Annotated in this window: 22 protein-coding genes, 1 pseudogene and 1 riboswitch; of the genes and pseudogenes, 4 read left to right on the forward strand and 19 right to left on the reverse strand. The window is 64.4% G+C overall.

Annotation, left to right across the window (positions count from 1 at the left end; all coding sequences use genetic code 11):
- Positions 1 to 3 precede the first annotated feature (3 nt).
- A complete protein-coding gene (locus tag SB749_RS06725; RefSeq protein WP_410709650.1) occupies positions 4 to 747 on the forward strand; it encodes an IclR family transcriptional regulator in 744 nt (247 codons plus the stop codon).
- A 49-nt stretch (positions 748 to 796) separates the two neighbouring features.
- On the opposite strand, the gene SB749_RS06730 is transcribed toward SB749_RS06725, so the two are convergent.
- On the reverse strand, positions 797 to 2,533 hold the full coding sequence (locus tag SB749_RS06730; RefSeq protein WP_410709651.1) for a BCCT family transporter: 1,737 nt from the start codon (positions 2,531 to 2,533) through the stop codon (positions 797 to 799).
- Positions 2,534 to 2,805: 272 nt separating this feature from the next.
- Positions 2,806 to 3,186, reverse strand: a complete 381-nt coding sequence (locus SB749_RS06735) for a VOC family protein (protein ID WP_410709652.1) — start codon at positions 3,184 to 3,186, stop codon at positions 2,806 to 2,808.
- A gap of 497 nt (positions 3,187 to 3,683) precedes the next feature.
- On the opposite strand from SB749_RS06735, the gene trpS reads away from it, so the two are divergent.
- On the forward strand, positions 3,684 to 4,724 hold the full coding sequence (gene trpS, locus SB749_RS06740; protein WP_135810029.1) for a tryptophan--tRNA ligase: 1,041 nt from the start codon (positions 3,684 to 3,686) through the stop codon (positions 4,722 to 4,724).
- An 18-nt stretch (positions 4,725 to 4,742) separates the two neighbouring features.
- Here the strand turns inward: trpS and SB749_RS06745 are convergent, their stop codons facing one another.
- The 5 genes from SB749_RS06745 to SB749_RS06765 form a co-directional block, all read right to left on the reverse strand.
- Positions 4,743 to 5,996, reverse strand: coding sequence for a methyltransferase domain-containing protein (locus SB749_RS06745; RefSeq protein WP_410709653.1), 1,254 nt, complete (start codon positions 5,994 to 5,996; stop codon positions 4,743 to 4,745).
- Between the two features lie 180 nt (positions 5,997 to 6,176).
- Positions 6,177 to 6,689, reverse strand: coding sequence for a hypothetical protein (locus SB749_RS06750; protein WP_167193545.1), 513 nt, complete (start codon positions 6,687 to 6,689; stop codon positions 6,177 to 6,179).
- Between the two features lie 88 nt (positions 6,690 to 6,777).
- Complete coding sequence (locus SB749_RS06755) at positions 6,778 to 7,593, reverse strand: class I SAM-dependent methyltransferase (RefSeq protein ID WP_410709654.1); 816 nt, start codon at positions 7,591 to 7,593, stop codon at positions 6,778 to 6,780.
- 170 nt (positions 7,594 to 7,763) lie between these two features.
- Positions 7,764 to 8,120: a DoxX family protein gene (locus SB749_RS06760; RefSeq protein ID WP_101545914.1), complete on the reverse strand. Its 357-nt coding sequence runs from the start codon at positions 8,118 to 8,120 to the stop codon at positions 7,764 to 7,766.
- Positions 8,117 to 8,770, reverse strand: a complete 654-nt coding sequence (locus SB749_RS06765) for a TetR/AcrR family transcriptional regulator (protein WP_410709655.1) — start codon at positions 8,768 to 8,770, stop codon at positions 8,117 to 8,119. The genes SB749_RS06760 and SB749_RS06765 overlap by 4 nt, the downstream gene beginning before the upstream one ends.
- 85 nt (positions 8,771 to 8,855) lie before the next feature.
- Here SB749_RS06765 and SB749_RS06770 point away from each other — a divergent pair, with 85 nt between their 5' ends.
- Positions 8,856 to 10,124: an Nramp family divalent metal transporter gene (locus SB749_RS06770; RefSeq protein WP_410709656.1), complete on the forward strand. Its 1,269-nt coding sequence runs from the start codon at positions 8,856 to 8,858 to the stop codon at positions 10,122 to 10,124.
- Between the two features lie 78 nt (positions 10,125 to 10,202).
- Here SB749_RS06770 and SB749_RS06775 read toward each other — a convergent pair whose 3' ends face one another.
- The 6 genes from SB749_RS06775 to SB749_RS06800 form a co-directional block, all read right to left on the reverse strand.
- The gene (locus SB749_RS06775) at positions 10,203 to 11,261 is read right to left on the reverse strand and encodes a hypothetical protein (protein ID WP_410709657.1); all 1,059 of its coding nucleotides are present in this window, start codon (positions 11,259 to 11,261) and stop codon (positions 10,203 to 10,205) included.
- Positions 11,262 to 11,294: 33 nt separating this feature from the next.
- Positions 11,295 to 12,881, reverse strand: a complete 1,587-nt coding sequence (locus SB749_RS06780) for a lipase maturation factor family protein (protein WP_410709658.1) — start codon at positions 12,879 to 12,881, stop codon at positions 11,295 to 11,297.
- Positions 12,882 to 12,884: 3 nt separating this feature from the next.
- Positions 12,885 to 13,973: a hypothetical protein gene (locus SB749_RS06785; protein WP_410709659.1), complete on the reverse strand. Its 1,089-nt coding sequence runs from the start codon at positions 13,971 to 13,973 to the stop codon at positions 12,885 to 12,887.
- Positions 13,974 to 14,097: 124 nt separating this feature from the next.
- Complete coding sequence (locus tag SB749_RS06790) at positions 14,098 to 15,219, reverse strand: hypothetical protein (RefSeq protein WP_410709660.1); 1,122 nt, start codon at positions 15,217 to 15,219, stop codon at positions 14,098 to 14,100.
- Positions 15,220 to 15,426: 207 nt separating this feature from the next.
- On the reverse strand, positions 15,427 to 17,685 hold the full coding sequence (gene betT / locus SB749_RS06795) for a choline BCCT transporter BetT (RefSeq protein WP_410709661.1): 2,259 nt from the start codon (positions 17,683 to 17,685) through the stop codon (positions 15,427 to 15,429).
- 131 nt (positions 17,686 to 17,816) lie between these two features.
- A complete protein-coding gene (locus SB749_RS06800) occupies positions 17,817 to 18,362 on the reverse strand; it encodes a hypothetical protein (protein WP_410709662.1) in 546 nt (181 codons plus the stop codon).
- Positions 18,363 to 18,493: 131 nt separating this feature from the next.
- Between SB749_RS06800 and SB749_RS06805 the strand changes: the two genes are divergently transcribed.
- The gene (locus SB749_RS06805; RefSeq protein ID WP_410709663.1) at positions 18,494 to 19,156 is read left to right on the forward strand and encodes a metal-dependent transcriptional regulator; all 663 of its coding nucleotides are present in this window, start codon (positions 18,494 to 18,496) and stop codon (positions 19,154 to 19,156) included.
- Between the two features lie 75 nt (positions 19,157 to 19,231).
- Here SB749_RS06805 and SB749_RS06810 read toward each other — a convergent pair whose 3' ends face one another.
- From SB749_RS06810 to SB749_RS06835, 6 genes and pseudogenes are all read right to left on the reverse strand, one after another.
- Positions 19,232 to 19,726 (reverse strand): hypothetical protein, encoded by a 495-nt coding sequence (locus tag SB749_RS06810; RefSeq protein WP_410709664.1) that lies wholly within the window; start codon positions 19,724 to 19,726, stop codon positions 19,232 to 19,234.
- A gap of 32 nt (positions 19,727 to 19,758) precedes the next feature.
- Positions 19,759 to 19,869: riboswitch (SAM riboswitch) on the reverse strand.
- Positions 19,870 to 19,942: 73 nt separating this feature from the next.
- Complete coding sequence (locus SB749_RS06815) at positions 19,943 to 20,152, reverse strand: hypothetical protein (RefSeq protein WP_410709665.1); 210 nt, start codon at positions 20,150 to 20,152, stop codon at positions 19,943 to 19,945.
- A gap of 501 nt (positions 20,153 to 20,653) precedes the next feature.
- A pseudogene (gene erm, locus SB749_RS06820) lies at positions 20,654 to 21,385 on the reverse strand (23S ribosomal RNA methyltransferase Erm); the annotation flags it as partial.
- A 538-nt stretch (positions 21,386 to 21,923) separates the two neighbouring features.
- Positions 21,924 to 23,426 (reverse strand): inorganic phosphate transporter, encoded by a 1,503-nt coding sequence (locus SB749_RS06825; protein WP_410709666.1) that lies wholly within the window; start codon positions 23,424 to 23,426, stop codon positions 21,924 to 21,926.
- A 379-nt stretch (positions 23,427 to 23,805) separates the two neighbouring features.
- On the reverse strand, positions 23,806 to 24,402 hold the full coding sequence (locus SB749_RS06830; RefSeq protein WP_410709667.1) for an HdeD family acid-resistance protein: 597 nt from the start codon (positions 24,400 to 24,402) through the stop codon (positions 23,806 to 23,808).
- A gap of 102 nt (positions 24,403 to 24,504) precedes the next feature.
- Positions 24,505 to 25,551, reverse strand: coding sequence for a slipin family protein (locus SB749_RS06835; RefSeq protein ID WP_410709668.1), 1,047 nt, complete (start codon positions 25,549 to 25,551; stop codon positions 24,505 to 24,507).
- Between the last annotated feature and the right edge of the window lie 442 nt (positions 25,552 to 25,993).

The following is a 25,993-nucleotide window of genomic DNA, read 5'->3' on the forward strand; positions in this document are numbered from 1 at the left end:
GTCGTGGCTGAGGTTCCCGCACTGCGGCGGGCGATCGCGATCCTGCGGCATATGGCCTCGTCGAACCGATCGATCACGGCCGGCGCCCTGGTCCGGTCGCTCGAGATCCCGCGGTCGAGTGCGTATGACATCCTCGCCGTGTTGGAGGAGCTCGGGCTCGTGGCGCGCACCGAATCCGGGTATATGCTCGGAGCCGGCGTGCACGAGCTCGGGGCGTCCTACCTGCGGACGAACCCCTTGCAGCGGTTGGCGCAGCCGATCGTCCGGCAGCTCGCCGAGGATGCTGCGACGACTGCGCAGTTGGCCGTGATCCGCGGCTGGGAGACGGAGTACGTGCTCAAGGAGCAGTCCCTGAAATCCGTCGCGGTCATCACCGCCACCGGCGTGCGCATGCCCAGCTACCTCACGGCGACCGGGCGGGCGATCCTCGCTCAGCTGCCGAAGTCCGAAGTGCTCGCGATGCTGCAGTCAGAGACCGAGTTCGTTACGCGCACGGGCAAGGGCCCGACCTCGGTGAAGGCGCTCAACGCGGTGCTCGCTCAGGAGCGACGGACCGGCACCGCGATCGAACACGGCGAAGTCACGCCCGGGATCTCGACGCTCGCGGCACCGGTGTTCGACGTGTTGGGTCGCCCGATCGCGGCCATCGGCCTCTCGTTCGTCACCGAGACCCTGCCCGAGGACACCGATCCGATCGTCGACCAGGTCAAGGCCGCCGCCGCCGAGGTGACCGCCAAGCTGCGGTGAATGTGTCCGGTCCGCTTGCGCCGACTTTTCGGCGCGGTCGGGCCGAGCGTCAGAGCCCGAGGACTCGTCGCTCGCGCGCGACCTCCTCGACGATCTGGTGATCGCTGCGCAGCTCCTTGATCAGCGCGATGCCGAGGACGACCACGATGACGGTGAACGGAACCGCTGAGAGCATCGCCGCCTGCTGCAGGGCCTGCAGTCCGCCGACGAGGAGTAGGACGACCGCGCAGCCTCCGGTGAGGAAGCCCCAGGTCGCGATCACGGGACGTCGGGGAGCGAAGGACCCGCGTGAGGACAGCGAGCTGAGCACGAAGGTGTTCGAGTCTGCGGAGGAGACGAAGAACAGGATGACCATGATGATCGTGAAGACCGAGGCGAGCATGGACAACGGCAGCTGATCGAGGAGGCTGAAGAACGCGGTATCGAGATTGTCCTGAGTGGCGTCACCGATTCGGGCCCCGTCCATGTCGAACTTGATCGCCGAACCGCCCATGACGGTGAACCAGATGAAGAACACGGCGCTGGGAACGAGAAGGACTCCGGCGACGAATTCCCGGATGGTCCGGCCCTTCGAGATCTTGGCCAGGAAGATGCCGACGAAGGCGCTCCAGGACAGCCACCACGCCATCATGAAGTAGGTCCAGCCGAGCATCCATTCGCTGTCTTCGGCATTCGTGGGTGTCATGAAGCTGAGTTCGATGAAGTCTCCGGCGAAGGCTCCGACGGACCGGACGAACAGGTTGGAGACGAAGCCGCTGGGTCCGGTGATGAAGACGAACAGCCCCAGCAGAGTCGCCATGGTCAGCGTGATCTGCGAGATGTACTTGATGCCTCGGCTCACTCCGGTCAGTGCCGAACCGGTGAAGAGGAGGGTGAGCACGGTGATGACGATGATCTGCATGACGATGGTGGAATCGACGCCGAGGACGGTGTTGAGTCCCTCGCCGATCTGCGAGGCGCCGAGCCCCAGGGACGTCGTCGTCCCGAAGAGTGTGGCGATGATGGTGAGGATGTCGATGAAGTTGCCGACCCAGCCGTCGACGAAGCGGCCGAGGACGGGGCGCAGCATCGTGGATACGAGTGCCGGTCGGCCCTTTCTGTGGGTGGAGTAGCCGATCGCCAGTCCGAATACGCCGAAGATCGCCCAGGCTTGGAAGCCCCAGTCGAGGTAGGAGAACTGCATTGCGCGGATCGCCGCGTCCATGGTCTCCGGCTCGGCCAGTCCGTGGGGCGGGGTCACGAAGTGCGACATCGGTTCGGCCACTCCGTAGCTGACCAGGCCGATTCCCATCACAGCTGCGAGGATCATCGCGAGCCAGGTGATCGTGCGGTATTCGGGACGCGAGTCCTGCGAGCCGAGGCGGAGGCGACCGAATCGACTGGCGGCGAACGACACGAGCATCGCGATCGCGGCGAACGGAACGACGAGGTAGATCCAGCCGAATCCGGTGGACACTGTCGTCATGGCTCGCGTCATGATGTCAGAGAGCGCATCGGGTGCGATTGTCGCCCACACCATGAAGGCGATGACGACGGCGACCGAGCATACAAAGACTTTCCCCACTCGGTTGGAGTGTGGGGCTGCATCGGGTGCCGTGGGGGAGTCGGCCGTATCAAGTGCGGATCCGGCCCCGCCGGCAGGGGGAGGGTCGTCTGACCCGCTCGAGGAAGCGGACGCGGTTGAGCGGTCGGAACCGCCTGCAGTGCCGCTTGCGGGTTCGGGGGTGGGTGAGTTCAGCATCGTCATCGTGGTCTCCGGAATCACAGCCGCCTCGGTGGCGGGCATGAGCAATCGTCGGTTCAGCGGGTGGGATCGGGCAGATTACACAACAGGCCCCGCGAACTGGGTCGTTCGTGGGGCCGTGCGACTGACGAGTCTATGCGCTCGCCGCCGAATCGCCACATGTATGAGCGCGGCAACAGCAGAGTGTGAGTCTTCTCGCGGTGGAGTACTGACGCTGCCGGGCCCCGCCGACCGCTCGAGTTGTCGTCGCTGTGCCGAGTTATGCGGCGAGCAGTGGACGCTGGCTCGATCGGTCGGCGAGGGGCAGCAGCTGCTCAGAGGTATGGACGAGTGATGAGCTCGAGATACATTCCCGACGGGTCGAGGAAGTAGACACCGCGACCCCCGTGCTCGGTGTTCGTCTCCTGCGGGCGAGTGCGCTGTGGGTCCGCCCAGTAGTCAAGCTCGCGCTGTTTCAGCAGGTCAAGGGCTCGACCGAAGTGATCGTCCGGGCAGAGGAAGGCCATGTGCACGGGCAGGATGTCGTACCCAGGCGGGGGAGAGGCGAACTGGAGCATGACCCCGCCGGAGAGCATGATGTTGGCGAACCGTCCCCAGGACTGGGTGTGCTCGGCCTCAAGGATATCGACATAGAACTGCGCCGAGGCGGCTGGATCGGCTGCGGCGACGATGGTGTGGTTGAAAGTTGCTGACATGATGAAGTTCCTTTTCAGAAGGTTTCTGATTCGCTGATCGCCCGAGACGTTTTCGGGCATGGTGAACTGAGAATTGAGAAATGGGCTTCATCATGAGGTGGGCCGCGAGCAGAACGCTCGTGACCTCTGCGGCTCAACTATCGACCGGGTTACCGATCCGTGAGCGGCTGTTCGCCTGTCCGGTCATCGTCACCGAGCATACAATCCGCCGGCTCGAAGCGGAACAGCTGTCGCGAACGTGGTCTGGGGTAAGGCACCTTCAGGATTCGACTGACGTGCGCATTCACGCTGTCGGCCGTGCACTTGTGCTCCAGGTGGCTTCTCCAAGAGGTAGAGTGTTGGCATGCGCAATTCCGGACTCAATTGGTGGTGGCTGCTCCTCACAGCAGCCGACTGACGCATACCCGCGGGCTGCATGGCAGCCCGCAACTTCTGTGGATCCTTCTGTGCTACCCGTGCAACTCTGACCGCATCACCGCACAATCGGGAGATCACACATGGATTCCTATTCCGCCACACTCGCACGAATGTCCCAGCTCCGCAGTGAGGTCGAAACGCAGCCGGACAAGTACAGAATGCTCACGGGCGAGCGTCCGACTGGCCCGCTTCATCTCGGCCATCTCTTCGGCTCGATCCTCGAGAGAGTCAGCCTGCAGAATCGTGGAGTCGAGACCTTCATCGTCCTCGCCGACTACCAGGTGATCACGGACAGGGACACCTCGGCGAATGTGAAGAACAACGTCCGCGAGGCGATCAAGGACTACGTCTCGGCCGGTATCGACCCCACACGGACAACGATCTTCACCCACTCGGCCGTACCTGCCCTGAACCAGCTCCTTCTGCCCTTCCTCAGCCTGGTCTCGGACAGTGAGCTTCGGCGAAACCCAACTGTGAAGTCAGAGCTTGCCGCCTCAGAGCGCCCGTTGAGCGGACTGCTGCTGACCTACCCTGTTCACCAAGCTGCGGACATCCTTTTCTGTAAAGGCAACTTGGTGCCGGTAGGCAAAGACAATCTTCCGCACGTCGAGATCACCCGGACCATCGCGCGCAGATTCAACGAACGATACGGCGGAGTTTTCCGCGAACCGGACGCAATGCTGACGCAGACTCCCGAGCTTCCTGGCCTCGATGGGCGAAAGATGTCGAAGAGCTATGGAAATGCCATCTCGTTGGGAATGAGCGCTGATGAGACTGCCGCCGTCATTCGCAAGACCCAGACAGATTCTCAACGACAGATCACCTATGACCCCCAGGGGCGGCCGGGGATTTCGGCACTTTTGGTGACCACGGCAGTCTGCACAGGTGCCGAGCCGGAAGATATAGCTTCGGAGGTCGGAGAATCCGGTGCGGGCGCGCTCAAATCCCTGGCCACAGAGGCGGTGAACGAATTCCTCTCCGACCATCGTGCGCGCCGGCGAGAACTTGGTGCGGACCCGACGACGGTTGATCGAATACTCGCGAATGGCAACGAGCGCGCCAATGCCATCGCTGACGCGACATTGGCGGAGGTCCGTGCAGCTATGGGGATGGACTATTGATTCAAGTAGGGCGCGCCCTCACCGCCGATGGAGCAGGACTGCGATCTCGAGGTGCTTCGTGTGCGGGAACATGTCGAAGATCCGTGCCAGGGCGACCTCGTAGGCAGGCATCCGGGCGAGATCCTTCGCCAGAGTGACGGGATTGCAGCTCGAGTAGACGATGTGCTCGACGCCGGAGTTCTCCAGTGCTGCCGACAGACGTGCTCCGATCCCTCGCCGAGGCGGATTGACGATCACGCAGTCCGGTCGTTCGGCGCCGGCAATGCCGGTCGAACCGTGGCCGTCGACCGAGCCCACTGGGCCGTCAGCATCGACTGTGCTGGTCGAGCTGACTGATGCCGCCAGGTTCTCCTCGGCGAACTCCGTGGCATCGCCGGCGAGGAACCGAGCGTCGATGCCGAGCTCGGCTGCACTGACCTTCGCCGACTCGATCGCCTGCTCGCTCACCTCCACGCCGGTGACCAGGCGCGATGGTGACGCGCAGTAGAGCGCGAACCCTCCGACGCCGCAGTAGAGGTCCCACAGGTTCGAGGCCTCGACAGCGTCCACCCACTCGGCCACTTGGTTGTAGAGCCCGATGGCGACAGCGGTATTCGTCTGGAAGAAACTCTGTGGCCGCAAGTGCAGATCCACCCGATCGAGGTTCATCCGCAGCGATTCGCCGCGGAGCATCTCTTCCCGGTTGCCTTCGAGAACCGCCTTGTGCTCGGGCAGCAGATTCACCGACACCACGGACGCGGCGGGAATGAGCTCGAAGAGCGGCCCTTTCCGCGACCGCAGCACATCGAGACCGTGCTGAGTGCGGACGACGAACCGGATCATCAGCTCGCCCGACGGCGCCGCCGTGACATGGACGAACTTCAACTCACCCCTGCGCGCTGCGACATCATAGGGCTCGAGCCCGGTGCCATCGAGGAAGTCCGCAAGCACCGGAATCACCGCACGGATCGCCGGGGCCTGAATTCCACAATCACGCAGATCGACCCCGTGGAACTCCTGATCGAGGATGCCCAAGGTGATGTGCCTGGCCGACCCGCCGACGGCGAGCTTCGCCCGATTCCTGAAATCCCGTGCCCCGCCGGCGAAGGTCGGCAGCCACACACGTGGAGCTGCCTCGGCGAGGATCTCGCGGCACCAGGTTTCCTTGTCCGTGATCTGCTGCCCATAAGGCGTCTCGATGAGCGCGCAGGAACGGCATTCCCCGCGCTCGAAATAACCGCAGTTCAGGCGCCCATGATCCGCCGAGGCGGGGGTCAGCGGCAAGGTCGTCATCCCCTCATTCTATTCCGCGATCGGCTCCGGAATATCGTTGACCCGGATCGTCTGGCACCGTAGATAATTTCGGACAGTTCGCCGAAAAACGGGGTGAGTGTCGAGAAACGCATGCGCACACGCGTTCTTCGGCGCTCAGCCCGTTTTTCGGCGAAGTCGGGAGAGGCGCGCGCCAGGAAATCAGGCGGCGATGAAGGCGAGGGCGACGAATGTGCCGAATGAGACGAACGGGGCGATCGCTGCAATCGCGATGGCGATGATGCCGGGTGTTCGGCCCCGCCCGGTGACCGCGGCCGTGATGCCGAGGATGATGCCTGTGAGACCTAAGCAGGTGCACAGGCCCTGGACTCCGACGAGAACGGTCGCCAGGGTCTGATACCAATCCGGTGTGTCCGTGAAGTAGTAGCCGGACGCGGCCTCGGACGGCCCGACGGTCACGCCCAGGATCACCGAGGCGGCCAGGCTCAGGGCCATGGCGACGATCGAGAGCGCCACGGCCACCTTGCCCAGCGCCGGCGACTTTACCGAGGCGGCGCCATCCATTCGAGTGTTGACGCCGTTGTGCGCATCAGCCAGATCGTCGGGCCGCGGCGAGGCATAGACGGGATGGACGGGAGGGGCGGGGACTCGGGGCTGCTGTGCCGCGAGCTCATCGTCGGTGGGCTGGGGGTACGAGAAGTCCGTCGAAGTCATGCTTCGACGCTATCGACGCAGAAAGGCGGCGCCCCACCCTGCTATCCCAAGAGTGGGGTCGGGAAAACCACCCTGCAGGCAGCGCGAGTCAGGGTTTGCGGGTGACGATGAGGAATCTCTTCTGGGTGACGGTGATCGGCTCACTCGATTCGGCCAGGCGTCTGAGGACATCGAGGTTGGACCTGACGGCGAACCCGGGAACGTCCCACGGAATATAGGCGAGGTACTCGATGACCGCCTCGACGTCGGTGAAGCGCATCGTGCCCTGCCATTTGCGAGCCGCCTCGATCGACAGACCCTGACTCTCGGCGTCGCTGACGCACGGCTCGAGCTGCTGGTGCAGATCGCCCACCCCGCCGCCGAAGAGGTCGCGGAACTCCTGCGCCTCCGTGCCGTCGACCTGCTGGGTGAGGAACAGCCCGCCCGGGGAGAGGACACGGGCCACTTCGGCGAGGTCATAGCTTTCGTGTCGATTCATCACGAGGTCGAACTCACCGTCGCCCCACGGCATCTCCGGGTGATGCTCACTGTCGTACCGGGTGACCTCGACGCCATAGTCCTGCAGCGTCGAGGCGGCCAGGGGAACATTGGGCTCCCACCCTTCGGCCGCGGAGATCGTCGGCGACGGTTCGCCGGGAGGCCTGGCCTCGTCGAGCCGATCGATGAGTTCGCTGAGGCGCTCGCCGCCTCCCGTGCCCATGTCGAGGCATCTGCTCGACTCGGCCATCGCATCGAGGCAGATCTGATCGAAGTCCCACGGCGGATCATCGGCGACGAGGCGGCCGGCCAGTGGGGAGAAATCCCACCCGGTCATCGCCGCCGTCTCATGGATCCAGGCCCATCGCTCGTGGCGTTCATGGGGAGTCTCGTCGCGCGTGCGACTGCTGTCGGCATATTCGGGCATGTGCACACTCCTCTGCCGGGTGGCTCGGCACCATCACCGAGCAGGTCAGCAATTCTGCCGGACGGCTCAGCGCCGAAGGAGGCACCGGTGCCGTACTTCGACTCTAGGCCAAAACGGGATCGAGGTGCGGGATGTGGGAGAAGAATTCTCCGGACTGAGACATGGGATATTCAGAGGAAGCAGAACACGAGCACCGCGATGCAGACGACGAGCATTCCCAGACAATTGAGCCAGAAATCCCGACCGACATACCTCGCTCGCAGGTGAGCGGCAGCGGCGCAGAGGAAGTAGACGACGAGGCCCGCCGCGGCTGCTGCGCCGAGCCCGGGAATCCAGATCCCCGTCACCAGGCCTGCTGCGGCGAGGAACTTCACGACGGCGAGTACCCACCACCACTCCCGCGGGAAGCCGACCCCGTCGAGGCAGGCGGCGATCGCCCGCGGGGGACGGAAGGTGAGCAGGCCGTCGCCGAAGACGATGACCGCGAGGACGATAACCGGCCAGACCGGTTCGGGCAGGAGCGTCACAGCGAGCTCCTGACTCTCGTATGGAAGACGATGCTCGCGAGCATCGCCTCGACGGCGTCGTCGAGACCCATCGTCGTCGCCGCCCACCGGAAGAGGATGCCCAGGTAGGAATCGTAGAGAGCCGCGGCGCTGGCCCGTGCGTGGTCCTCATTGATCCCGATCGAGACCAGTGACTCGCTCAGGCGGCTCTGCAGGTCCACGGCGAGAGCGTTGAACACCTCCGGCTCGCCCTTGACTCGCATCATCGCCGCCGCATAGTCGCGGGACAGATCCTCGTGTTCGGCGAAGAATTCGAGGAAGGGCAGGAAGAGTTCGAGCAGATGACGCTGCACCGCCGAGGATGGTCGGGGCGGGCCCGTTGTTGCGCCGGCGTTCGTTTCCCGACGCGACAGGCTCGTGCGTCGCGCCGGTGGCGTGTACCTCCCGTTCTGCAGCTGCCCGATCCACCGATCGAAGCACCGGACGAGGATGACGTCCTTATCACCGACCGACATCACTCTGCCCACCGACACCTCGGCAGTTTTCGCGACTGCCCGAATGGTCGTGGCCTTGAAACCATGTTCGAGGAACAGCTCGGCGGCGGCACCGATGATCCGTTCCTCGGTCTGCCGGCGCTTGCCGGACCTCAGCTGAACGTGTTCACTGACCATGCTCGAACCCTAAGCCCTTCCGTGTTCACTTTCCAGACCCGGTGAGGTGTTGCCCGCAACGGGAAAGTTAATGTACCTTAACTTTATGAACGTCGATTCCTCATCGGTGCGCACCCGCGAGCGCGGGCTGAAGAAGCACGGCCGGAAGAAGATCTCCACGGCAGTGCTCCTCGGCCCGGCCTTCGTCGCGGCCATCGCGTATGTCGATCCGGGCAACGTCGCGGCCAACCTCACCGCCGGTGCGGAGTACGGGTACCTGCTCGTCTGGGTGCTCGTGGCCGCGAACCTCATCGCCGTTCTCGTCCAATACCTATCCTCGAAACTCGGGCTCGTCTCCGGGCAGTCGCTGTCGGGCATCCTCGGTGATCGCCTTCGGAAGAGGTCCCGCCTCGCATACTGGGGGCAGGCCGAGGTCGTCGCCATCGCCACCGATCTCGCCGAAGTCATCGGCGGCGCGATCGCACTGAAGATCCTCTTCGATTTGCCGCTCTTGCTCGGCGGACTAATCGTCGGGGTGGTGTCGCTGTTCCTGCTGTCGATCCAATCCACTCGCGGTCAGCGTCCCTTCGAATTCGTCATCATCGGATTCCTGGTCATCATCGCCATCGGCTTTCTAGCAGGCCTGTTCGTCGGGGATGTGAATTGGGGGCAAGCCGCAGGTGGAATCGTGCCGCGGCTCGAAGGCACGAACTCCGTGGTGCTGGCAGCGAGCATGCTCGGTGCCACCGTCATGCCCCATGCGATCTACCTCCATTCGGCGCTTTCGGTCGATCGTCATCGTGACAATGCGACCGCCTCGACCGGGCAGCTGCTGCGCGCCAGCCGCTGGGACGTCGTGCTCTCCCTCGTCATCGCCGGCTCCGTGAACATCGCCATGCTGCTCCTGGCCGCCGCAGCGCTGCGCGGGCAGACCGGCACCGACACCATCGAAGGCGCACACGCGGTCGTCACGGTCAACCTCGGCGAGGTCGTCGGCCTTTTCTTCGGCATCGGACTCCTCGCCTCGGGACTGGCCTCGAGCGCCGTCGGATCCTATGCGGGCGCTTCGATCATGCAGGGCCTGCTGCGGGTGAACATCCCGATCGTGTGGCAGCGCGCGTTCACGATGATCCCCGCGCTCATCGTTCTCGCCATCGGCGTCGACCCGACCTGGGCGCTCGTGCTCAGCCAGGTCGTGCTCAGCCTCGGCATCCCGTTTGCGATGATCCCCCTGGTCAGGCTCACGAGCAGCCGCCGGGTGATGGGCGAATTCGCGAACTCCCGGTGGATCACGGTCAGTGCGGCGGCCGCCTCGGCGCTCATCATCGTCCTCAACATCGTCCTCATCGTTCTGCTCGCCCTCGGTGTCGACTGACCGTCGCCGAGGCGGCCTCGAATCGGCGTCACTGACGTCCCGTTTCAGAACGGAGAATCACCTCGCCGAGGAGGCGCCTCAGTCGGGGAGGATCCCCGACCGGGCGAGGACGGTGAGCCTGCGCGTGAACTCGGCGGCCTCCTCGGGGTCGGTGCCGTACAGGCGGAAAGCCGGTCGATCCCGGAACTGCACAATGGCTGTTGCTCGCCCGTGATCGACTCGAGTGCTCGCCCCGACCAGTTGTTTCGGTGCCGCCTCGCCGATGATCTCCGTGCTTCCTGAGGACGTCGGGCGGGTGTGGACCAGTCGGGAAGGTGTGACGAGGAGGAACTCGGCACCGCGCGGATTGCGGTTGCCGATCTTCAGCCACACGGACTCGCCTCGGTCGAGGGCGTCATAGGGCGGCGGAGTCGGCCCACGGCGACGGGCTCGCGCGGAGAGTTTCTCCTCGCCGGCGCTGCTGATGGCCATCCGGCGGGCTCCGAGCACAATGATGACGGAGACCGCTGCGAGCGGCACGGTGATGGCCGCGGCGCTGACCGTGTTCGCGAAAGAGAGCCAGGCGAACAGAGCCCCGGCGCCCATGCCGAGGATGACGTTGCCGGCCACGAGCCAGAGTGCCAAGCCGGTGCGGCTGCGTACGGCCACTGTGACTCCGGCCATTGCCAGACCGAAGTTCGTCGACGCGATGGTTGCCGTGCACAAGGCGACGAACGGCAGAGGTGAGCTCGTGAAGTCACCCCAGACGGTTCCGGGAGCGCCGGGTGCGGATGCGAATGTCCGCCACAGGAGTGCAGCCAGACTGAAGCACAGCCCGAACAGCGGCCCGATGCTCGTGACGGTGATGAGCGGATCCTTGGTGAAGAGCGTGAGAGATCCGCGTGGGGCTCCGCTCAGTTCGGATTCGAGCCCTTCGCCGCGGTCGGATCCTGTGAAGAAGATGATCGCCACGAAGGTGGTGAGTCCGATGAAAGCGAAGGTCAGCGGTCCGGCCGCGGCAGCATCGATGACGACGTCCGATGAGCTGGAGGTGTGGGCCAGGCCGGTGTTGACGACGAAGAACACCACAGTCGCCACGGCGCTGAGGGCAACAGCACCGGTCAGCCCGTGGGACAGCGCTCGGCTTCGGGTGTTCATGGGTGGTCAGCTCTTCAGCGCGCGCATCGTCGGTCAGCTCTGCCGTAAGTCTATCGGCCGGACGAGGATGCGCGGGTCCGAGCGCACCCACCACGGCTTCAGTTCTCCGGCAGCGACGGCGGCCTGCCGTTCGGCGCGGGTGGCATAGCGGTAGGTGAAGACGCGGACGCGGATGAGGTCTGGGGCGGCACCGTCGAAGGGGTCGGGGCCCATGAGGCGGCGGATCTGCGGATCACCGGAGCCGATCGCGCGCAGCAGCTCGGTGAACCACGTCTGCCGGTAGTCGCCGAGCGCGGCGAACCACATGAGCCAGTCGAGGCGCAGATGATAGGGCGCGACGACGGGCCCGCGACGAAGAACGTCACCGGGTTTGCCCTTGAACCGATACTCGCGCCAGCCTGCGTCGGCGTCATCGTGGCCGGGATCGTCGGCTCTTGTGCCAGGGGCGTCTCCGTCGTCGATCCACCCTTCGATGATGATCTCGTTGCGGGTCTCGGTCATCGACCCGAAGGCGCCGTAGGCGTTGCCGAGTCCGAGCCGATTGAAGCTCGCGTTCATCAGCTGACCAGAAGAGAAGAGGTTGCGCAGCGCTGGCACGTTCAGCCAGGCCTGCCACGCGACGAATACGAGGACGATGATCAGCCACCACGCGGGCATCGGCTGAGAGGGACCGGCACCCGCGGACGAACCGGCCGCCTCGGTGACGGTGGGATCGGTGACGATCGCGGCCACGGAATTCCATCCCCAGTCGGGGAACGGGCCGCCCGCGATCCACCGGCAGAACGTATCGCTGATTCCGGAGCAGGCGAGCAGGATCGTCGCCCAGTTCAGCCACGCATAGTTGCCGCTGATGACGAGAGCGAGCTGGGTGATGATGATGGCGACAGCCGCGAACGAGGCGATCGGCTGGGGCAGGAACAGCAGCCACGGCGCGGCGAGTTGGACGATATGGCTGCCCAGCGTCTCACTCCTGTGCCACCAGCCGGGCATGAGGTGGGCCCGGCGGGAGAGCGGGTTCGGCATCGGTTGGGTCTGATGGTGATAGTCCATCGCGGTGAGGTCGCGCCAGGATGAGTCCCCGCGCATCTTGATCATTCCGGCTCCGAATTCGACGCGGATGACGAACCAGCGCAGCAGCAGGATCATCGCCCACGTCGGGGCCACCTCGTGGGAGCCGAGGAAGCCGACGAGGAATCCGGCCTCGAGCAGCAGCGATTCCCAGCCGAAGCCGTAGAAGCGCTGCCCGATCGACACGATCGAGAAGTACAGCGCCCACATGCCTAAGAACACCGGGATCGGCACCCATGCGGGACCGGCCTGGGGCAGCCCGATGATCGCCGAGGCGGCCAGAACCATTCCGACCACGCAGACGAGGCGGAGTCGCCGGTCCGAATACGCAAACCGCTTCCAGCGGAAGATCGTCGGCGCCTGTCGGGCCGAGGTCAGAGCGATGAAGCGCGGGGCGGGGGTGAGTCCGCGCTCGCCGAGGAGTGCAGGGAACTGGTTGAACGCCGAGGCGAAGGCGATGAAGAAGAGCACGCCGAAGCCGCGTTGGATGATCTCACGGGAGATCGTGTAGTCGCCGGCGGTGAGCAGAGCGACCACCTGGCTGAGTTCCATGGCTTAAGTCTCCTCCTCCTGCGGCAGACGTCCCGTCGTGGCCAGAGCGGTCAGTGCTTCGGCGAACGTGTCTGCCTCGCTCGGGTCCCCGCCGACGAGTTCCATGTCCGGACGGTCCCGGAAGTGCACCGAGGTGGTGTGTCCGGCTGGGCGGAACTTGGTGCTGGCTCCGCGCAGCTGTCCGGGATGTGCCTGGTCGAGGATGCGGACCGGGCCCGGTCGGGCGGACCCGGTTCCGGTGCCGGTGGGTGCGGCCAGGAGGAGTCGCTGGTTCGTGGCGGCGAGAATCTGCCCGGTCGGGTTATCCCTATCGGCGAAGTGGAGCATGAGGTTCTCACTTGGGGCGAGAGTCATCAGCAGAGACTGCAGCCGAGCCTCGTGGGCCGCATCGATCCTGTTGGTGACGCGTGCTCGGGCGACGGCGAACAGGCGGGCCGGGATCAGTGCGACCGTTGTGATGATGAGGCAGATGGCGGCCACTGCCAGCCCTGCCGGCGGTGACACCGTGAGGATGTTCGATGCCACGACGCCGATGGTGATGGCCAGGATGGCGATGAGCACAGAGACGATGAGGAAGATCGCCCAGAGCGTGCGGTGGAAGGCGTCGGCGATCGCTCCGAGGGCGAGGCTGAAGTTGACCGTGGCCCACAGTCCGAAGAGCAGGGCGAAGGCCGGCAGCGGGGACGATGTCAGATCACCCCAGACAGTGCCCGGAATTCCGGAGTCCTTAGCGAAGGCGTGCCAGACGAACGCGGCGATGACTCCGCAGACGGCCCATACCGGTCCGACGGCGAACACTCGAGGCCATGGATTCCGGACGAAAGCGGTGGGCGGCTGTCTGCGTTTCACTCCATGCGGATCCGCGGCCTGCTGCGCACGGGCGGCATCGCTGCCAGCGGGCGGTTTGTCCTCATAGAAGGCGAAGGCGGCGATGGCCGAGAAGAAGAACAGGACCAGGATCCCGATGCTCGGCGCCTGGTCCGGGTTGATGCCTCTGAGCACATGCTTGCGGAGCGGATTGATACCGGCATTGGCAAGGAAGAACGGAATCGAGGCGAAGACGGCGAATCCGATCCCGAACACGAGAGTCATGCCCCTAGAGCGTCTGTCCCTATTCATACCTCCATCCTCGCAGGAACTCTGCGAGCCATGGGTGCTGAGATGTTCCGGATCCGTTGCGTCGGAACTACAAGTCTGGTCGAAGGAGTATGCCGGATCAGCGGGGAAGACGGCCCGTCCGGGCGAGGACGGTGATCGCCTCGGCGAAGCGACCAGATGCTTCCTCGGTGCCGCCTGTCACGCTCATCGGCTGCCGGCCGTTGAAGAGCACCGTCGTGATCACGTGGTTGCTGCGACGTTCCGATGCGCCGCCGCTCAGCTGACCGGGCTCGGCCTGTTCGAGGACGAATGTGCGCCCCGGCGCGATGATTGAGGCGCGAAAGATCCGTCGGTCAGTCAGCACCAGCATCTGCGGGTCGGCGGTGCTGCCGTTCGCATGGGCATTCGGCACCTCACCGAGGTAGGTGGTGAGGATCCGCTCTCCCGGTCGGAGGGCGTCTTCGGGCGGTTGAGCGGACCGGCCGGGACTTCGCCGAGTGCCGGCAGTCGGCCGTTCAGCGGAGTCGAAACGGTCGACTCGCCTGATCGCCCACCATCTGAGCGGGATGAGCAGAGCCGTCGAGACGATGAAACAGACCGCGCCGAGCAGAAAAGCGATGACTGTCGTAAGTGTGGCGAGTCCGAAGAAACCGAAGAGACCGGCCGTCAGACACCCCAGGCCGAGCCCGCAGGTGAGAATCGTGAGAGAGACCGGCCGACGATCTCGGCTGAACGCTTCGGCCAGTGACGACCAGGCGAAGGCCATGTTCGCCGTCGCCCAGCAGAGGAACACGATGGACAGGGCGGACAGCGGGTTGCCGGTGAGGTCTCCCCAGACCGTTCCCGGCGCCCCTGGGTCTGCGGCATAGGTATGGCCGATGAACAGCGCGACCAATGAGCAGATGGCCCAGATCGGTCCGGTGAGGAGGACTCGTGGAAGCGGGGCGCGGACGAACCTGGTGAACGACTCCGGCTGCCGTGGAGTGTGCGGCTCCGCCTCGGCGCGGTCGGGATGATCGTCTTCGCCGGCGATGGCCAGCGCCGCGATTGCGACCGCATTCAAGGCAAGGAGAAGTCCGAGAATTATGGACGGCGCCAAATAAGGGTCGCCGCCGAAGTCGTCGGGGCTGTGCTTCGATGCGACTCCTGCATTCGTCGACGTGAAGGCGATGAGTGCGATGCCGGCAATGAGCAGACCGAAGACGACGATCTTGCCGATGGTCGGATTCTTCAACTCCATGATTCGATTGTGTCACCGCCGAGGTCGGCACCGATGGTGTGCCGGTAGCGGTCCTGACACATCTGAGCGGTCCCCGGTCAGATTCCCCGTCCCGACGCAGAAGGAGCGGTGACCATATCGGTCACCGCTCCTTCGATCGCTGTGCTCACCCCGTCACCGAGGCGGCTGTGCACGGGTGGGCACGGCCGCCTCGGCGTGGGGAATGGTTCAGTGCTTCGGCGCTTCGAGCTCTTCGACGTCGTCGGCATCCTTGGGCACCGCCGGAATCGAATCCGTGGTCGGCGGTGTGGGAGGGGTGACGACCGACTGGTAGGAGTGCTCGTGCGAATAGGCGAGGAACGACAGGTGGTTCTCGTACCGGTCGAGCACGTCATCGATGATCTGCTGCGAGCTCAAGCCCATGAGGTCGTAGCCTTCCGAACCGGTCTGGGTGAAGACCTCGATGCGCAGGTACTTGTCGTCGCCGCGCGGGGCATTGCGGGCACCGAACGACGGCACATTCGCTTCGACGGCCGCGGCTTCATAGTGGAAGTCGCGCTGCTCGCCCATGTCGACATTGAGCGTGTTCGTCGTGATGCCGGTGTCCTCGTCCATGGCCTGGAGGTGCTCGACGGTGTAGCCGAGTTCGCGGAACTCGTTGGCCACGGCCTCCAGGGACGGTCCGACCACCTCGGCGACGAAGCGTTCGACGGATTTCTTCGTCGGGTAGGACCGCAGGGTCGCCAGGCGCTGACGCCAGGTCTTCTCCGGAGCGCGTCCGCCGTGGGCGGCAGTGGCGCGGCGACGACGGATACGGCCCTCGCGTTCGGCGCGCTCCATGCGCAGCACCTTCGAGAACGAGGCCATGACGAGGTAGGCGATGATCGTCACCGGCAGGGCGAAGATCAGCGTCGCGTACTCCATCGTGGTTACGCCGCCGGCGACGAGCATGGCGATTGTGAGCACTGCCGTGACCAGGGCCCAGAAGATGCGCAGCCACTTCGCTCCGTCCTCTTCCGGATTCGGAATCGAGGAGGAGAAGTTCGACATCACCATGGCGCCGGAGTTCGCACTTGTGAGGTAGAAGAGCAGTCCGGACAGAGTGGCCAGGCCGATGAGGAACGTCGCTCCCGGGAACATCTCGAGCAGGTCGTACCAGCCCTGTTCCGGGGAGGCGATGGCCGTCTTCGCGAACTCGTCGTTGCCGTTGAAGACCTCGGACAGCGCCGAGTTGCCGAAGATCGAGACGATGGTGAAGTCGCAGATCACGGGGGCAGTGATCGCAGCGATGACGAACTCACGCAGCGTGCGGCCGCGGGAGATGCGGGCGAGGAACAGCCCGACGAAGGGACCCCAGGCGAGCCAGAAGGCCCAGAAGAACAGGGTCCAGCCGCCCATCCATTCGGATCCGCCGTCGACATAGGCGAACGTCGACAGCGTCCGTTCGGGCAGGGTGAAGATGAAGCGGCCGATGTTCTCGACCATGGCGTTGAGCAGGAAGGCGGTCTTGCCGGTGACGAGGATGTAGAGCATCATCGCCGCACACGACCAGAGGTTGAGCTCGGAGACGAGGCGTATGCCCTTGTCCACGCCTGAGGTGCAGGCGGCCACAGTCATGACGACGGCCACGATGACCAGCGCGATCTGCAGGGCCAGTCCGGTTTCGAGACCGAAGAGAGTGGCGAACCCGACGTTGAGCAGGACGACGCCGATGCCCATCGAGGTGGCCACACCGAAGACGGTGCCGACGAGGGCGAAGATGTCGATGACATCACCGGTGGCTCCGCGCACGCGCTTGCCCAGCAGCGGGTAGAGGACCGCACGGATCGACAGGGGCATGCCCCACCGGTAGGCGAAGTAGCCCATGGCCATGCCCAGCAGCGAGTACATCGACCAGCCGGCGATGCCGTAGTGGAACATCGTCCACACCACGGCGTCCTGTGCGGCGGCGGCCGATTCGGCTGTGGCGTTGACCGGTTCGAGGTACTGGGTGATCGGTCCGGTCACCGAGTAGAAGAGCATGTCGATGCCCACGCCCGCGGCGAAGAGCATGGCGACCCAGGTGAAGAGGTTGTACTGCGGACGAGAGTGGTCGGGGCCGAGCCTGACGCTGCCTTCCTTGGACAGCGCCACCCAGAGGACGAAGCCGATGACGACGGTGACGGTGACGACATAGAACCAGCCGAGGTTCTCTGCAATCCAGTCCACGACAGTCTTCATCGTCGACTGAGCCGAGTCGGGCATCATCATCGCCCACACGGAGAACGCGAGGATGATGAGGGAGGCGACGATGAAGACTCGCCAGTTGACCCGGGAGCCGCGTTCGTCGGAGAGCTCCTCCGGGCCCTTGCTCATCTCTGTGCTGTCGATCGGAGCGCGCTTCTCGGGGTCGACGTCCCTGCTGATTCTCGTGGCCCGGTCGGTTCCGCCGAATCGTTCGCGTTCGACGACTGGGCGCTTCAACGTCTCTTCGTTCGGATCCTGCACGCATTGACCTCCGGTAGACAAAAAGGGACAGGGCCCGAAAATGGGCCCGATCTATTCTACGGGTGGAGGTTTCTCACAAATTCATCACCCCCTCTTTTCAGGAAGTTGACTAAGGGGTGGGGGCGTCCGGGTCAGGCCCGGGAGCGGGCGGCCACCTCGTTGACGGTGTCGACGAAACGGTGCGCCTCCGCGGGAGTGGTCTCCTCCAACCGCATCGACGATCCGACGTGCAGCTCGACAGTCACGGTTGCGCGTCCGCGGAACTCCTCGGCGCGGACGACGCCGACCTGCCGAGGCGTCGCTTCCGAGAGCTGGGCGATGGAGCCCTCAGCATCGGTGCGCACTCGCATGATGCGCTGGTCGGTGAGGAGGAGCAGATCGGTGTCGAACGGAGGCAGGCTCCGCAGCCGCGCGTACTCGATCTCTCCGGGTCGGAACAGGCCGGATGCGTTGATCCTCTCTGGTCGTGCTCGCTGGTCGTCCGAGGTGAGTGCCCCTCGCCGTGCTGTTGGTCCGGACGCGGTCTTGCGGGCCTTCGCCCAGCGGCGGAATGCACGGAACGGGGGCCAGCCGTCTGTGGGGGAGGGGGCGTCGGGGAGTGCGGGCCGAGCAGACCGCAGGCGGTCAGCGTCGTCGGCCGGGTGAACCGAGTCGGAGGGGAGGGAATGGGAGGTCATGAATGTGATTCTGGCAGGGCCGCCTCGGCGATGGGGCGGGTCGGACGTAATCGTTTGGGAACATCTGTGCCAGACCGCTCACTTCGGATGAAGTGCGGAGTGGGACGTCGCGTCCATGGGATACTGGGGACATGCGTGCAGGTGAAGTCTCCGAGGTCAGTCAGGACTACCTCAAGGCCATCTGGTCGGCCCAGGAATGGGGCGGGGACCCGATGACGGCCACCGAACTCGCGAACCGATTCGGAACGACGAAGGCCAATGTCAGCGAGGTGCTCAAGCGTCTCGACGAACTCGGTCTGATCACTCGAGTTCCCTATAAGCCGCCGGTGCTCACCGAGCAGGGCGAGGCGATCGCATTGTCGATGGTGCGCCGGCACCGGCTGATTGAGACGTTCCTCGTGAAGTCGCTCGGCTACGGCTGGGACGAGGTCCACGACGAGGCCGAGATCCTCGAGCACGCCGCCTCTGATCGGCTCATCGACCGCATCGATGCGTTCCTCGGCCACCCGACGTCCGACCCGCACGGCGATCCCATTCCCGGTGCCGACGGTGCCGTCGATTCCCATATTCCGACCCTTCTCGCCGAGGCGGCCGCCGGTCACTACGAGGTGCTGAGGGTCTCCGACGCCGATCCGCGGATCTTGGGCAAGCTCGCCGAGGCGGGTGTGCTTCCCGATGTCGCGCTCGACGTCGTCGACCGCACCGACGAAGAGGTGACCGTGGACATCGGAGGGGAGCGGGAGATGATCGCTTCCGCGCTCGCCGCGGCCGTGTATCTGCGCGTGGCTTCCTAGGCGAGTTGACCGAGTCGGATCTGTTGATCCGACCGGTAGTGGTGGTTGGGATCGGTGAGGTCAGAGACCCTCTGCTCAGTCGTTGCTTCGCGGCCGTGGGAACTTCGGTTCGGCGCGCAGCAGTGTCAGGGTCGTGGCCGTTCGGGCGTCGAATCCGTCGGTGAGGAAGAGCTTCGGCCAGTCGCTCCACAGTTCCGATTCATATGGCGTGCCGGGCAGGTGGGTCTTGAACGTCGCCTGCCGGTGTCCCGGGTGGGATCGGAAAGCCGTCTTCGGAATGGTGCGCAGGCTTTCGAAGAGTGTCTGGTAGAGAACCGGATTGAAGCCATCGAGGCGTGCGGATTCGGCGGTGCGAACCCAATCGGGTCCGGCGATCGGGATGCCGCGGGAGATCGCCGAACTCATCTGAGCTTTGATGGCGGCGCGTTGCGGGTCGGGGGAGTGGTGGAGGAGGACCTTCGACCAGCGCAGGGCCTCCGCGGGGTCGAAGCCCGGCCACTGTTCGGCGGCCCTGCGGCGTCTGGCCGAGTCGTTGTGGAAGTCGGCGGAGTCGTCGAAGTCTGCGGACATGGCAAACCGTCCTTCTCGGGCGCAGCGGCCCGGATCGAAGCTTGCCCGAGCGGTCGGCGCGGGCCCGTTCTTCCCCTGGGGCACCCGGTCGATGACGGGTTGCCGTGTGGCCGGCCAGGTACCGATGGCCACAGCTCGCGAACGTGATTTCAGTGTAGACGGAGGGTCTGACACGAGCTTTGCGCTGGTGATCTCCGTGGCCGGCCGAGGAGGGACCTAGACGAGTCCTTCTTCGTCGGCGTCGGCGGCCGATGACCAGAATCGGGGATCGTGGTCCTCGACGGTTTCCCCGCAGTCGACACAGGTGCGGAATTCGATGGTTCCCTCGGAGTTGAGTCGACCCGGTGTCAGGCTGCTGCTCTCTTCGCAGCCAGGACACCATCCATTGATGAAGCGTCTGATGTGAGTGCCGTGTTCCTTGTCCATTCCGGCTGACCTCTCGACCGAATGCGCAGTGCGTGAACCTGCTGTTTTCAGTCTACGAGCGCCGGCAGTCGGCGAAGATGAACTTCCGGAGAAGACGGAGGAGCCGCCAGTGTCACGGCCCGTCGGTGCGTCGGCCTGGAGGCGCATGGGCCGGACAGTGCCCCGGTCCGACGGGAAACGTCGGACCGGGGCACTGGACTCTTACCTGCGTGGCAGGTTCCACCTCGGCTGGGGCTGCTGCGGTTTCTGATGCTGATTCATGAAACCACGCTCGGCCTGCAGATGACCCTTGTCATGGCTCTTCGCCTTCGGGTCGGTGCCCGGGATGGAAGCCTGCAGCTTCTCGGTCGCCGGTTTGGCGCCGACGATGGGCATCTCCCCGGTGATCACCGGTGTCTGAGGGGCCGCCTCGGTGATGGGGTTCTGCTTGGGTGCTTTGCTGTTTCGCATGGTCTTTCCCTTCTTCGCATTCGTCTGATCTGTTTCGGCGGCCAGTTCGGTGAACAGTCCGGTCCACTGGTCGGGGGTGAGGTCTTTGGGCAAGGTGTCTTCTCTGATGTCGTTGCGGTCCATGGTCGATTGCAGAGTGCGATGATCGGTGATGCTCATCTTCGAGAGGATTCCTTTCATTCCTCGCCCGCGACCGGTGAAGACCGAACGGACGAACTGTTGATAATCGGATCGAGCACCTTCTGGGATCGACCCGGTGGGACAGCGATCGATGGTGAGGATGCCGCCATCGACGCTGGGTTTCGGGGTGAACGCGTCGGCGGGGACGCGAGTGACGAGGCGGAAGTCGAACCATGGGGTCCACTGCGCGGTCATCATGGTCGATCCGCCGATTCCTGCGCGTTTGCGGGTCACTTCCCATTGGGTGAGCAGGATCGCCCGCTGCCAGCGCCCGGAACGCAGCAGTTTGCGGAGGATGGGAGTGGTGAGGTGGAACGGCAGATTGCCGACGATGACCGGCCGGTCGAGCCGGGTGGTCAGGATGTCGGCGTGCCGGACCTCGGCCCGCGGGTACGTGTCTTCAAGGTGATCCAACCTCGTTTCGTCGAGTTCGACGAGTGTGAGCTTGCGACCGAGCCGGTAGAGCTCGGCGGTGACTGCTCCGTTGCCGGGACCGATCTCCATGATCGGTCCGGAGGTGGAGCGAGCCAGGCTCGCAATCGTTGAGATGGTGGTGGGTGAGCGCAGAAAGTTCTGGCCGAGTTCATGCCGCCCGCCGTGAATAGACCTTGGGGCCGAGCGCGAACGGGACTGACTGCGTGTCGAACGGTGTCGTGACGTGTGGGGTCGCAATGGGATGTGCTCCAAAAGGAAGATGGAGGCACCCGAGGCAGCGCAATGAAGGTGAGTCAGATCGATTCGTATAGACCTGGGCGATCATGATGATCGGAGTGGTCAGAGAATCAGAATGGGGTCAGCCGATTGCCGCTTCGCCCGGATGCCGATGGCTCTCCGGGGGGACAACGCGCTTGCAGAGCAGATCAGGGTGACCGTCGTCGGTCAGCCGATCGCAGAAGAATTCGTCTGGCGCGCTGTCAGGCGCTGCGGTGACGAATGTAGAAGCAAGGCGCAGTCATTGCGCTGCTGTTCAATGTTCCCATGCCGAACAAGATAGCACAGGGGGCTTTGCCGAGACCAGGGGTCGGACGGAAATCGCCCCGCCGACTTCGTGTGGAAGTCGGCGGGGCGGAGGTGCGGATCCGTTCGAAGCGATGCCTCGAACGCAGACCGGCGAACGCTTGTGGGCGTTCGTGTCAGTGGGTCAGCCCATCATGGTGCGCAGGGCGATGACGCCGACCGAACCGATGGCCGCGGCGGCCGGAAGGGTGATGATCCATGCCAGTGCGATCGGCTTCATGAGCTTCCAGTTCGCCGAGCGGTTGACCAGGCCGACACCGATGATCGCGCCGATGAGGATGTGCGTCGACGACACAGGCAGACCACTCACCGAGGCGGCCATGACGATTCCAGCGGCAGCGAGCTCGGCGGCGAATCCGGAGGCCGGGTGGATTTCGGTGAGGTTCGTGCCGACGGTTGCGATGACCTTGCGGCCGATGAACCAGAGACCGACGATGAGGGCGATGCCGCAGGTGAGCATGGCTGCGAACGGCACAGTCGCCTCGCCGCTGATGCTGTTGGTGCGGAGCACATCGAGGACAGCGGCGAAGGGGCCGACGGCGTTGGCGATGTCGTTCGAACCATGGCTGAAGGCGAACGCGGAGGCGGTGAACACCTGCATCCAGGAGAACAGGATGTAGGTCGCGCGAGGTACCGTCTGCTTGCGCAGTGTCTTGGCGAAGACGAACACGGCCAGCCACACGGCCGCGCCGATCATCGCCATGATGAGCAGGCCGCCGACGGTGCTCACACTCATGTCGAGGTTCTTCAGACCCTTGAACAGCAGCATCGCGGTGATGATGACCGCACCGACGGCGGCGATGACGGGAACCCACCGCTGCAGAGCGGAATGGGTGCCGATCGATCCTCCGTCGGTGGGGGCATCCTCGGTGGCGGCGTCGATCTGTGCGTCGACGGATCCCTCAGCAGCGGAGACCGGGGCGAGCATGTGCGGCTTCAGTGTGTGCGACAGCGTCTTGCCGAGTACGTACTTCTTGATCACGCCGTAGATGACGAAAGCCGCGAGTCCGCCGAGGGCGGGAGAGAGCACCCAGGAGATCGCGATCTGACCGACCTCGGACCACTGCACCATGGCGAGTCCGCCGCTGCCGGTGACGAAGCCGATCGTCAGAGACGCGCCGATGATGCCGCCGATGATGGCGTGCGTCGTCGACACCGGCCAACCCATCCGAGTCGCCACGAGAAGCCACACGGCAGCGCCGAGGAGGGCCGCCATCATGATGAACGCGAAGTCCATCGGATTGATCGCCACCCCGCTGAGGTCGACGATTCCGCTCTTGATCGTGTCGGTGACGTCACCGCCGGCGAGCAGTGCGCCGCTGACCTCGAAGACTGCGGCGATGAGCAGTGCCTGCTTCATCGTCAGGGTGCCGGCGCCGACGGAGGTTCCGAAAGCGTTGGCGACGTCGTTGCCGCCGATGTTGAAGGCCATGAAGGCACCGAAGATGACCGTGGTGATGAGCACCATGCGGGGTGCGTCCCGGCCCACGAAGTCGAAGGACCACAGGGTGAAGGCGATGAGGGCGATCGCCAGCAGTCCACCGAAGGCCAGATGCCAGAGGCGGTCGTTGCTGCGGCCGACGGCAGGCGGCGGAGTGTGGCGCTCCGGGGCCAGAACCTGGGTCATTCGTTCTCCTCGCGAGTTTCAGTCGATATGGCAGTGTCTGTCTGCCTCCATGATTCGCAGGTCGAATGACCGCCAGGTTACGGCGAAAGTGAATAGACGGTTAACTCCGATTCCGAGGCCCACGAAATGCTCATGCACAATCGGTAGGTTTTGCCGTGTGTTCACGCGATGTTCCAGGTCAGGTGCTATATCAGCGGGCTTTTGCGCAGCGGGCGCTTGGGTGTGCCGGAGATCGAAAGTCATGTTGTGACAATGACCACTTCGGTCCGACCTCGGTGCGAGAATCGGTGAGCAGCGGGTATGTGAAAGAGCCCAGATCCGCAATTATGCGGATCCGGGCTCTGTCGAAAAGGGGGAAAGCTCGCCGAGGCGGCCGGAGTCAGTCGATGATCTCCCCGCGGATGACATCGCCGCCGTCGTCGTCGGGACGGTTGCGGTGAGGGTCGGATTTCATCTGCCTGTCGACCTTGCGCAGTCGACGGCCGAGAGCGATGAGGGCGATGCCGACGAGGATGATGAACCCGGCGAGGGTGAAGATCAGCGCGGTCACGCCGGCGCCCGGTGCGAAGAGGAAGAAGCCGCCGAGGATGATGCCGAGGACGCCGATGACGGTGAGCGCCCACCAGGACCTGACACCCATCCGACGGATGAAGAAGGACATGGTGAGCGCGAGGAAGCTGAAGAAGATGATCGCGAATCCGGTCAGCACGGTGACCATGGACGCGAACAGCATCGGGGTGAAGAAGATGAGCGCACCGAGGAGGATGAGCAGGACCGCGCGGGTGACCATGCTGCCGGTGCGGCCTCCCTGCGGTGCGAAGACGAGGGAGGAGATGGCGATGACGGCGAGCCAGCAGGCGAAGATCCGCACGACCACCTCGGCGGAGGTGCCTGGCCACACCATCATCAGCGCACCCATCACGAGGGCGATGACGCCGTTGACGATGACTGTTCTTCCAGTGCGCTTGAGGTCCATGCGCACAGCCTAGTCCTCGGGCTTGGACAGACGCTGAAGACGGTCGGCGGGGCGAATGCGCGGGGCGAGTGCGCGGGCGGTCGTCGGCTGGGCAACGAAGGTTCAGGCGTGCCCGAAATGCTCTTCCTGGTCGGCAACGTCGGACCGTGCGGCCGCATCCGAGGTGGTCCGCTCCTGCTCGGGCATGTCCGTGGTGACGCGCTCCTGCTCGGGCATGAGCCCGGTGAGCTTGAGCGATTCGGACATGGCCTGGACGATGGCGTCGAGGTCGGCCGGGGCACTCGGCGTCGTGTCCGATTCGGACCGGTCCGCCGCCTCGGCGGGGGTGTCCGTGGTGGGTGTGACTCCTGCTTCCGTGGTCGACTGCGTTCCCGCCTCGGTGGTGGGAGGAGCTGTCGGGGTGTTGTTCTCGAGGAAGCGGAGCAGTTCGACAGGGAAGGGCAGGACCAGGGTCGAGTTCCGTTCGGAGGCCACCTCGACGATGGTCTGGAGGATGCGAAGCTGCAGGGCGGACGGGGTGTGGGCCATGGCCTCGGAGGCCTGGGCGAGTTTGTTCGAGGCCTGCAGCTCACCGTCGGCGATGATGACGCGGGATCGACGTTCGCGTTCGGCTTCGGCCTGGCGCGACATCGAGCGTTTCATCGTCTCCGGCAGGGCCACGTCCTTGATCTCGACGCGGTCGATGTGGACGCCCCAGTCGACGGCGGGGCTGTCGATCATGATCGCCAGACCCTGGTTGAGGCGTTCGCGGTTGGTGAGCAGATCGTCGAGTTCGCTCTGTCCGATGATCGAGCGCAGCGAAGTCTGCGCAACCTGGCCGACGGCGAGCTGATAGTCCTCGACATCGACGACGGCCTTGCGCGGGTCGACGACCTTGAAATAGATGACCGCGTCGACGCGGACGGTGACATTGTCGCGGGTGATGCCCTCCTGCGCGGGGATCGGCATGGTCACTATCTGGAGGTTGACCTTCTCGAGTTTGTCGACGAAGCGGACGATCGCGGTCATTCCGGGCGGACGGGGCTCGGCGTTGACTCTGCCGAGGCGGTAGACCACCCCGCGCTCGTACTGCTTGACGATCTTCAGGCTGTTTCCCAGCGTGATTGCTCCGAGTGCGACAAGTGCGGCGAGGATACTGAGCGCCAACATGTCGAATCGCCTCCTTTGACGATTGACTGTCTGGTCCATTTTACGCCTGTGCGGCGCGGAAAGACCCGGCTCGGAGGGAACGCGGAGGGGAGGGGAGGGGCAAGTTCAGGGACTGCGACCAGAGTCGTCCAGAGGAGAGATTAGCTGGTACCAGTCGGTCGAGTCAGTGCTTGAGCGTAAGCTCGATTTCATGTTGGTGGATCTTCAAAATGCACTCACTCTAGTAACGCTGAGCATTACAGTTTTAGCGGCTGTGCGTAATCTACAAAGAATTCTAAATTTGAAGTTCGATGACTCGGCATGGGCCGAGAACCATGGAAAATTGTTGCTTGAATCCGTAGACCCTGACCTCGGTGACAACAGGCATGTTGAAATGCGCCGAGCTATTCGCTTGGAGTTCGAACGACAGCAGGTTGCGAAGCTACTTACTTCGAGAGTCAAT

Source organism: Brevibacterium sp. SIMBA_078 (assembly GCF_046534565.1).
In the GTDB taxonomy this organism is placed as follows: domain Bacteria; phylum Actinomycetota; class Actinomycetes; order Actinomycetales; family Brevibacteriaceae; genus Brevibacterium.

Bases quoted from the DNA above. Each gene is read 5' to 3' on its own strand.
- SB749_RS06815 (WP_410709665.1), bottom strand. From the start codon at position 20,152: ATGGACAAGGAACACGGCACTCACATCAGACGCTTCATCAATGGATGG.
- SB749_RS06775 (WP_410709657.1), bottom strand. From the start codon at position 11,261: ATGAACACCCGAAGCCGAGCGCTGTCCCACGGGCTGACCGGTGCTGTT.
- SB749_RS06780 (WP_410709658.1), bottom strand. From the start codon at position 12,881: ATGGAACTCAGCCAGGTGGTCGCTCTGCTCACCGCCGGCGACTACACG.
- SB749_RS06735 (WP_410709652.1), bottom strand. From the start codon at position 3,186: ATGTCAGCAACTTTCAACCACACCATCGTCGCCGCAGCCGATCCAGCC.
- SB749_RS06745 (WP_410709653.1), bottom strand. From the start codon at position 5,996: ATGACGACCTTGCCGCTGACCCCCGCCTCGGCGGATCATGGGCGCCTG.
- SB749_RS06805 (WP_410709663.1), top strand. From the start codon at position 18,494: ATGCGTGCAGGTGAAGTCTCCGAGGTCAGTCAGGACTACCTCAAGGCC.
- SB749_RS06765 (WP_410709655.1), bottom strand. From the start codon at position 8,770: ATGGTCAGTGAACACGTTCAGCTGAGGTCCGGCAAGCGCCGGCAGACC.
- SB749_RS06750 (WP_167193545.1), bottom strand. From the start codon at position 6,689: ATGACTTCGACGGACTTCTCGTACCCCCAGCCCACCGACGATGAGCTC.
- trpS (WP_135810029.1), top strand. From the start codon at position 3,684: ATGGATTCCTATTCCGCCACACTCGCACGAATGTCCCAGCTCCGCAGT.
- SB749_RS06810 (WP_410709664.1), bottom strand. From the start codon at position 19,726: ATGTCCGCAGACTTCGACGACTCCGCCGACTTCCACAACGACTCGGCC.
- SB749_RS06785 (WP_410709659.1), bottom strand. From the start codon at position 13,973: ATGACTCTCGTGTTCGGGATCGGATTCGCCGTCTTCGCCTCGATTCCG.
- SB749_RS06755 (WP_410709654.1), bottom strand. From the start codon at position 7,593: ATGCCCGAATATGCCGACAGCAGTCGCACGCGCGACGAGACTCCCCAT.
- SB749_RS06790 (WP_410709660.1), bottom strand. From the start codon at position 15,219: ATGGAGTTGAAGAATCCGACCATCGGCAAGATCGTCGTCTTCGGTCTG.
- SB749_RS06835 (WP_410709668.1), bottom strand. From the start codon at position 25,551: ATGTTGGCGCTCAGTATCCTCGCCGCACTTGTCGCACTCGGAGCAATC.
- SB749_RS06730 (WP_410709651.1), bottom strand. From the start codon at position 2,533: ATGCCCGCCACCGAGGCGGCTGTGATTCCGGAGACCACGATGACGATG.
- SB749_RS06800 (WP_410709662.1), bottom strand. From the start codon at position 18,362: ATGACCTCCCATTCCCTCCCCTCCGACTCGGTTCACCCGGCCGACGAC.
- SB749_RS06830 (WP_410709667.1), bottom strand. From the start codon at position 24,402: ATGGACCTCAAGCGCACTGGAAGAACAGTCATCGTCAACGGCGTCATC.
- SB749_RS06825 (WP_410709666.1), bottom strand. From the start codon at position 23,426: ATGACCCAGGTTCTGGCCCCGGAGCGCCACACTCCGCCGCCTGCCGTC.
- SB749_RS06770 (WP_410709656.1), top strand. From the start codon at position 8,856: ATGAACGTCGATTCCTCATCGGTGCGCACCCGCGAGCGCGGGCTGAAG.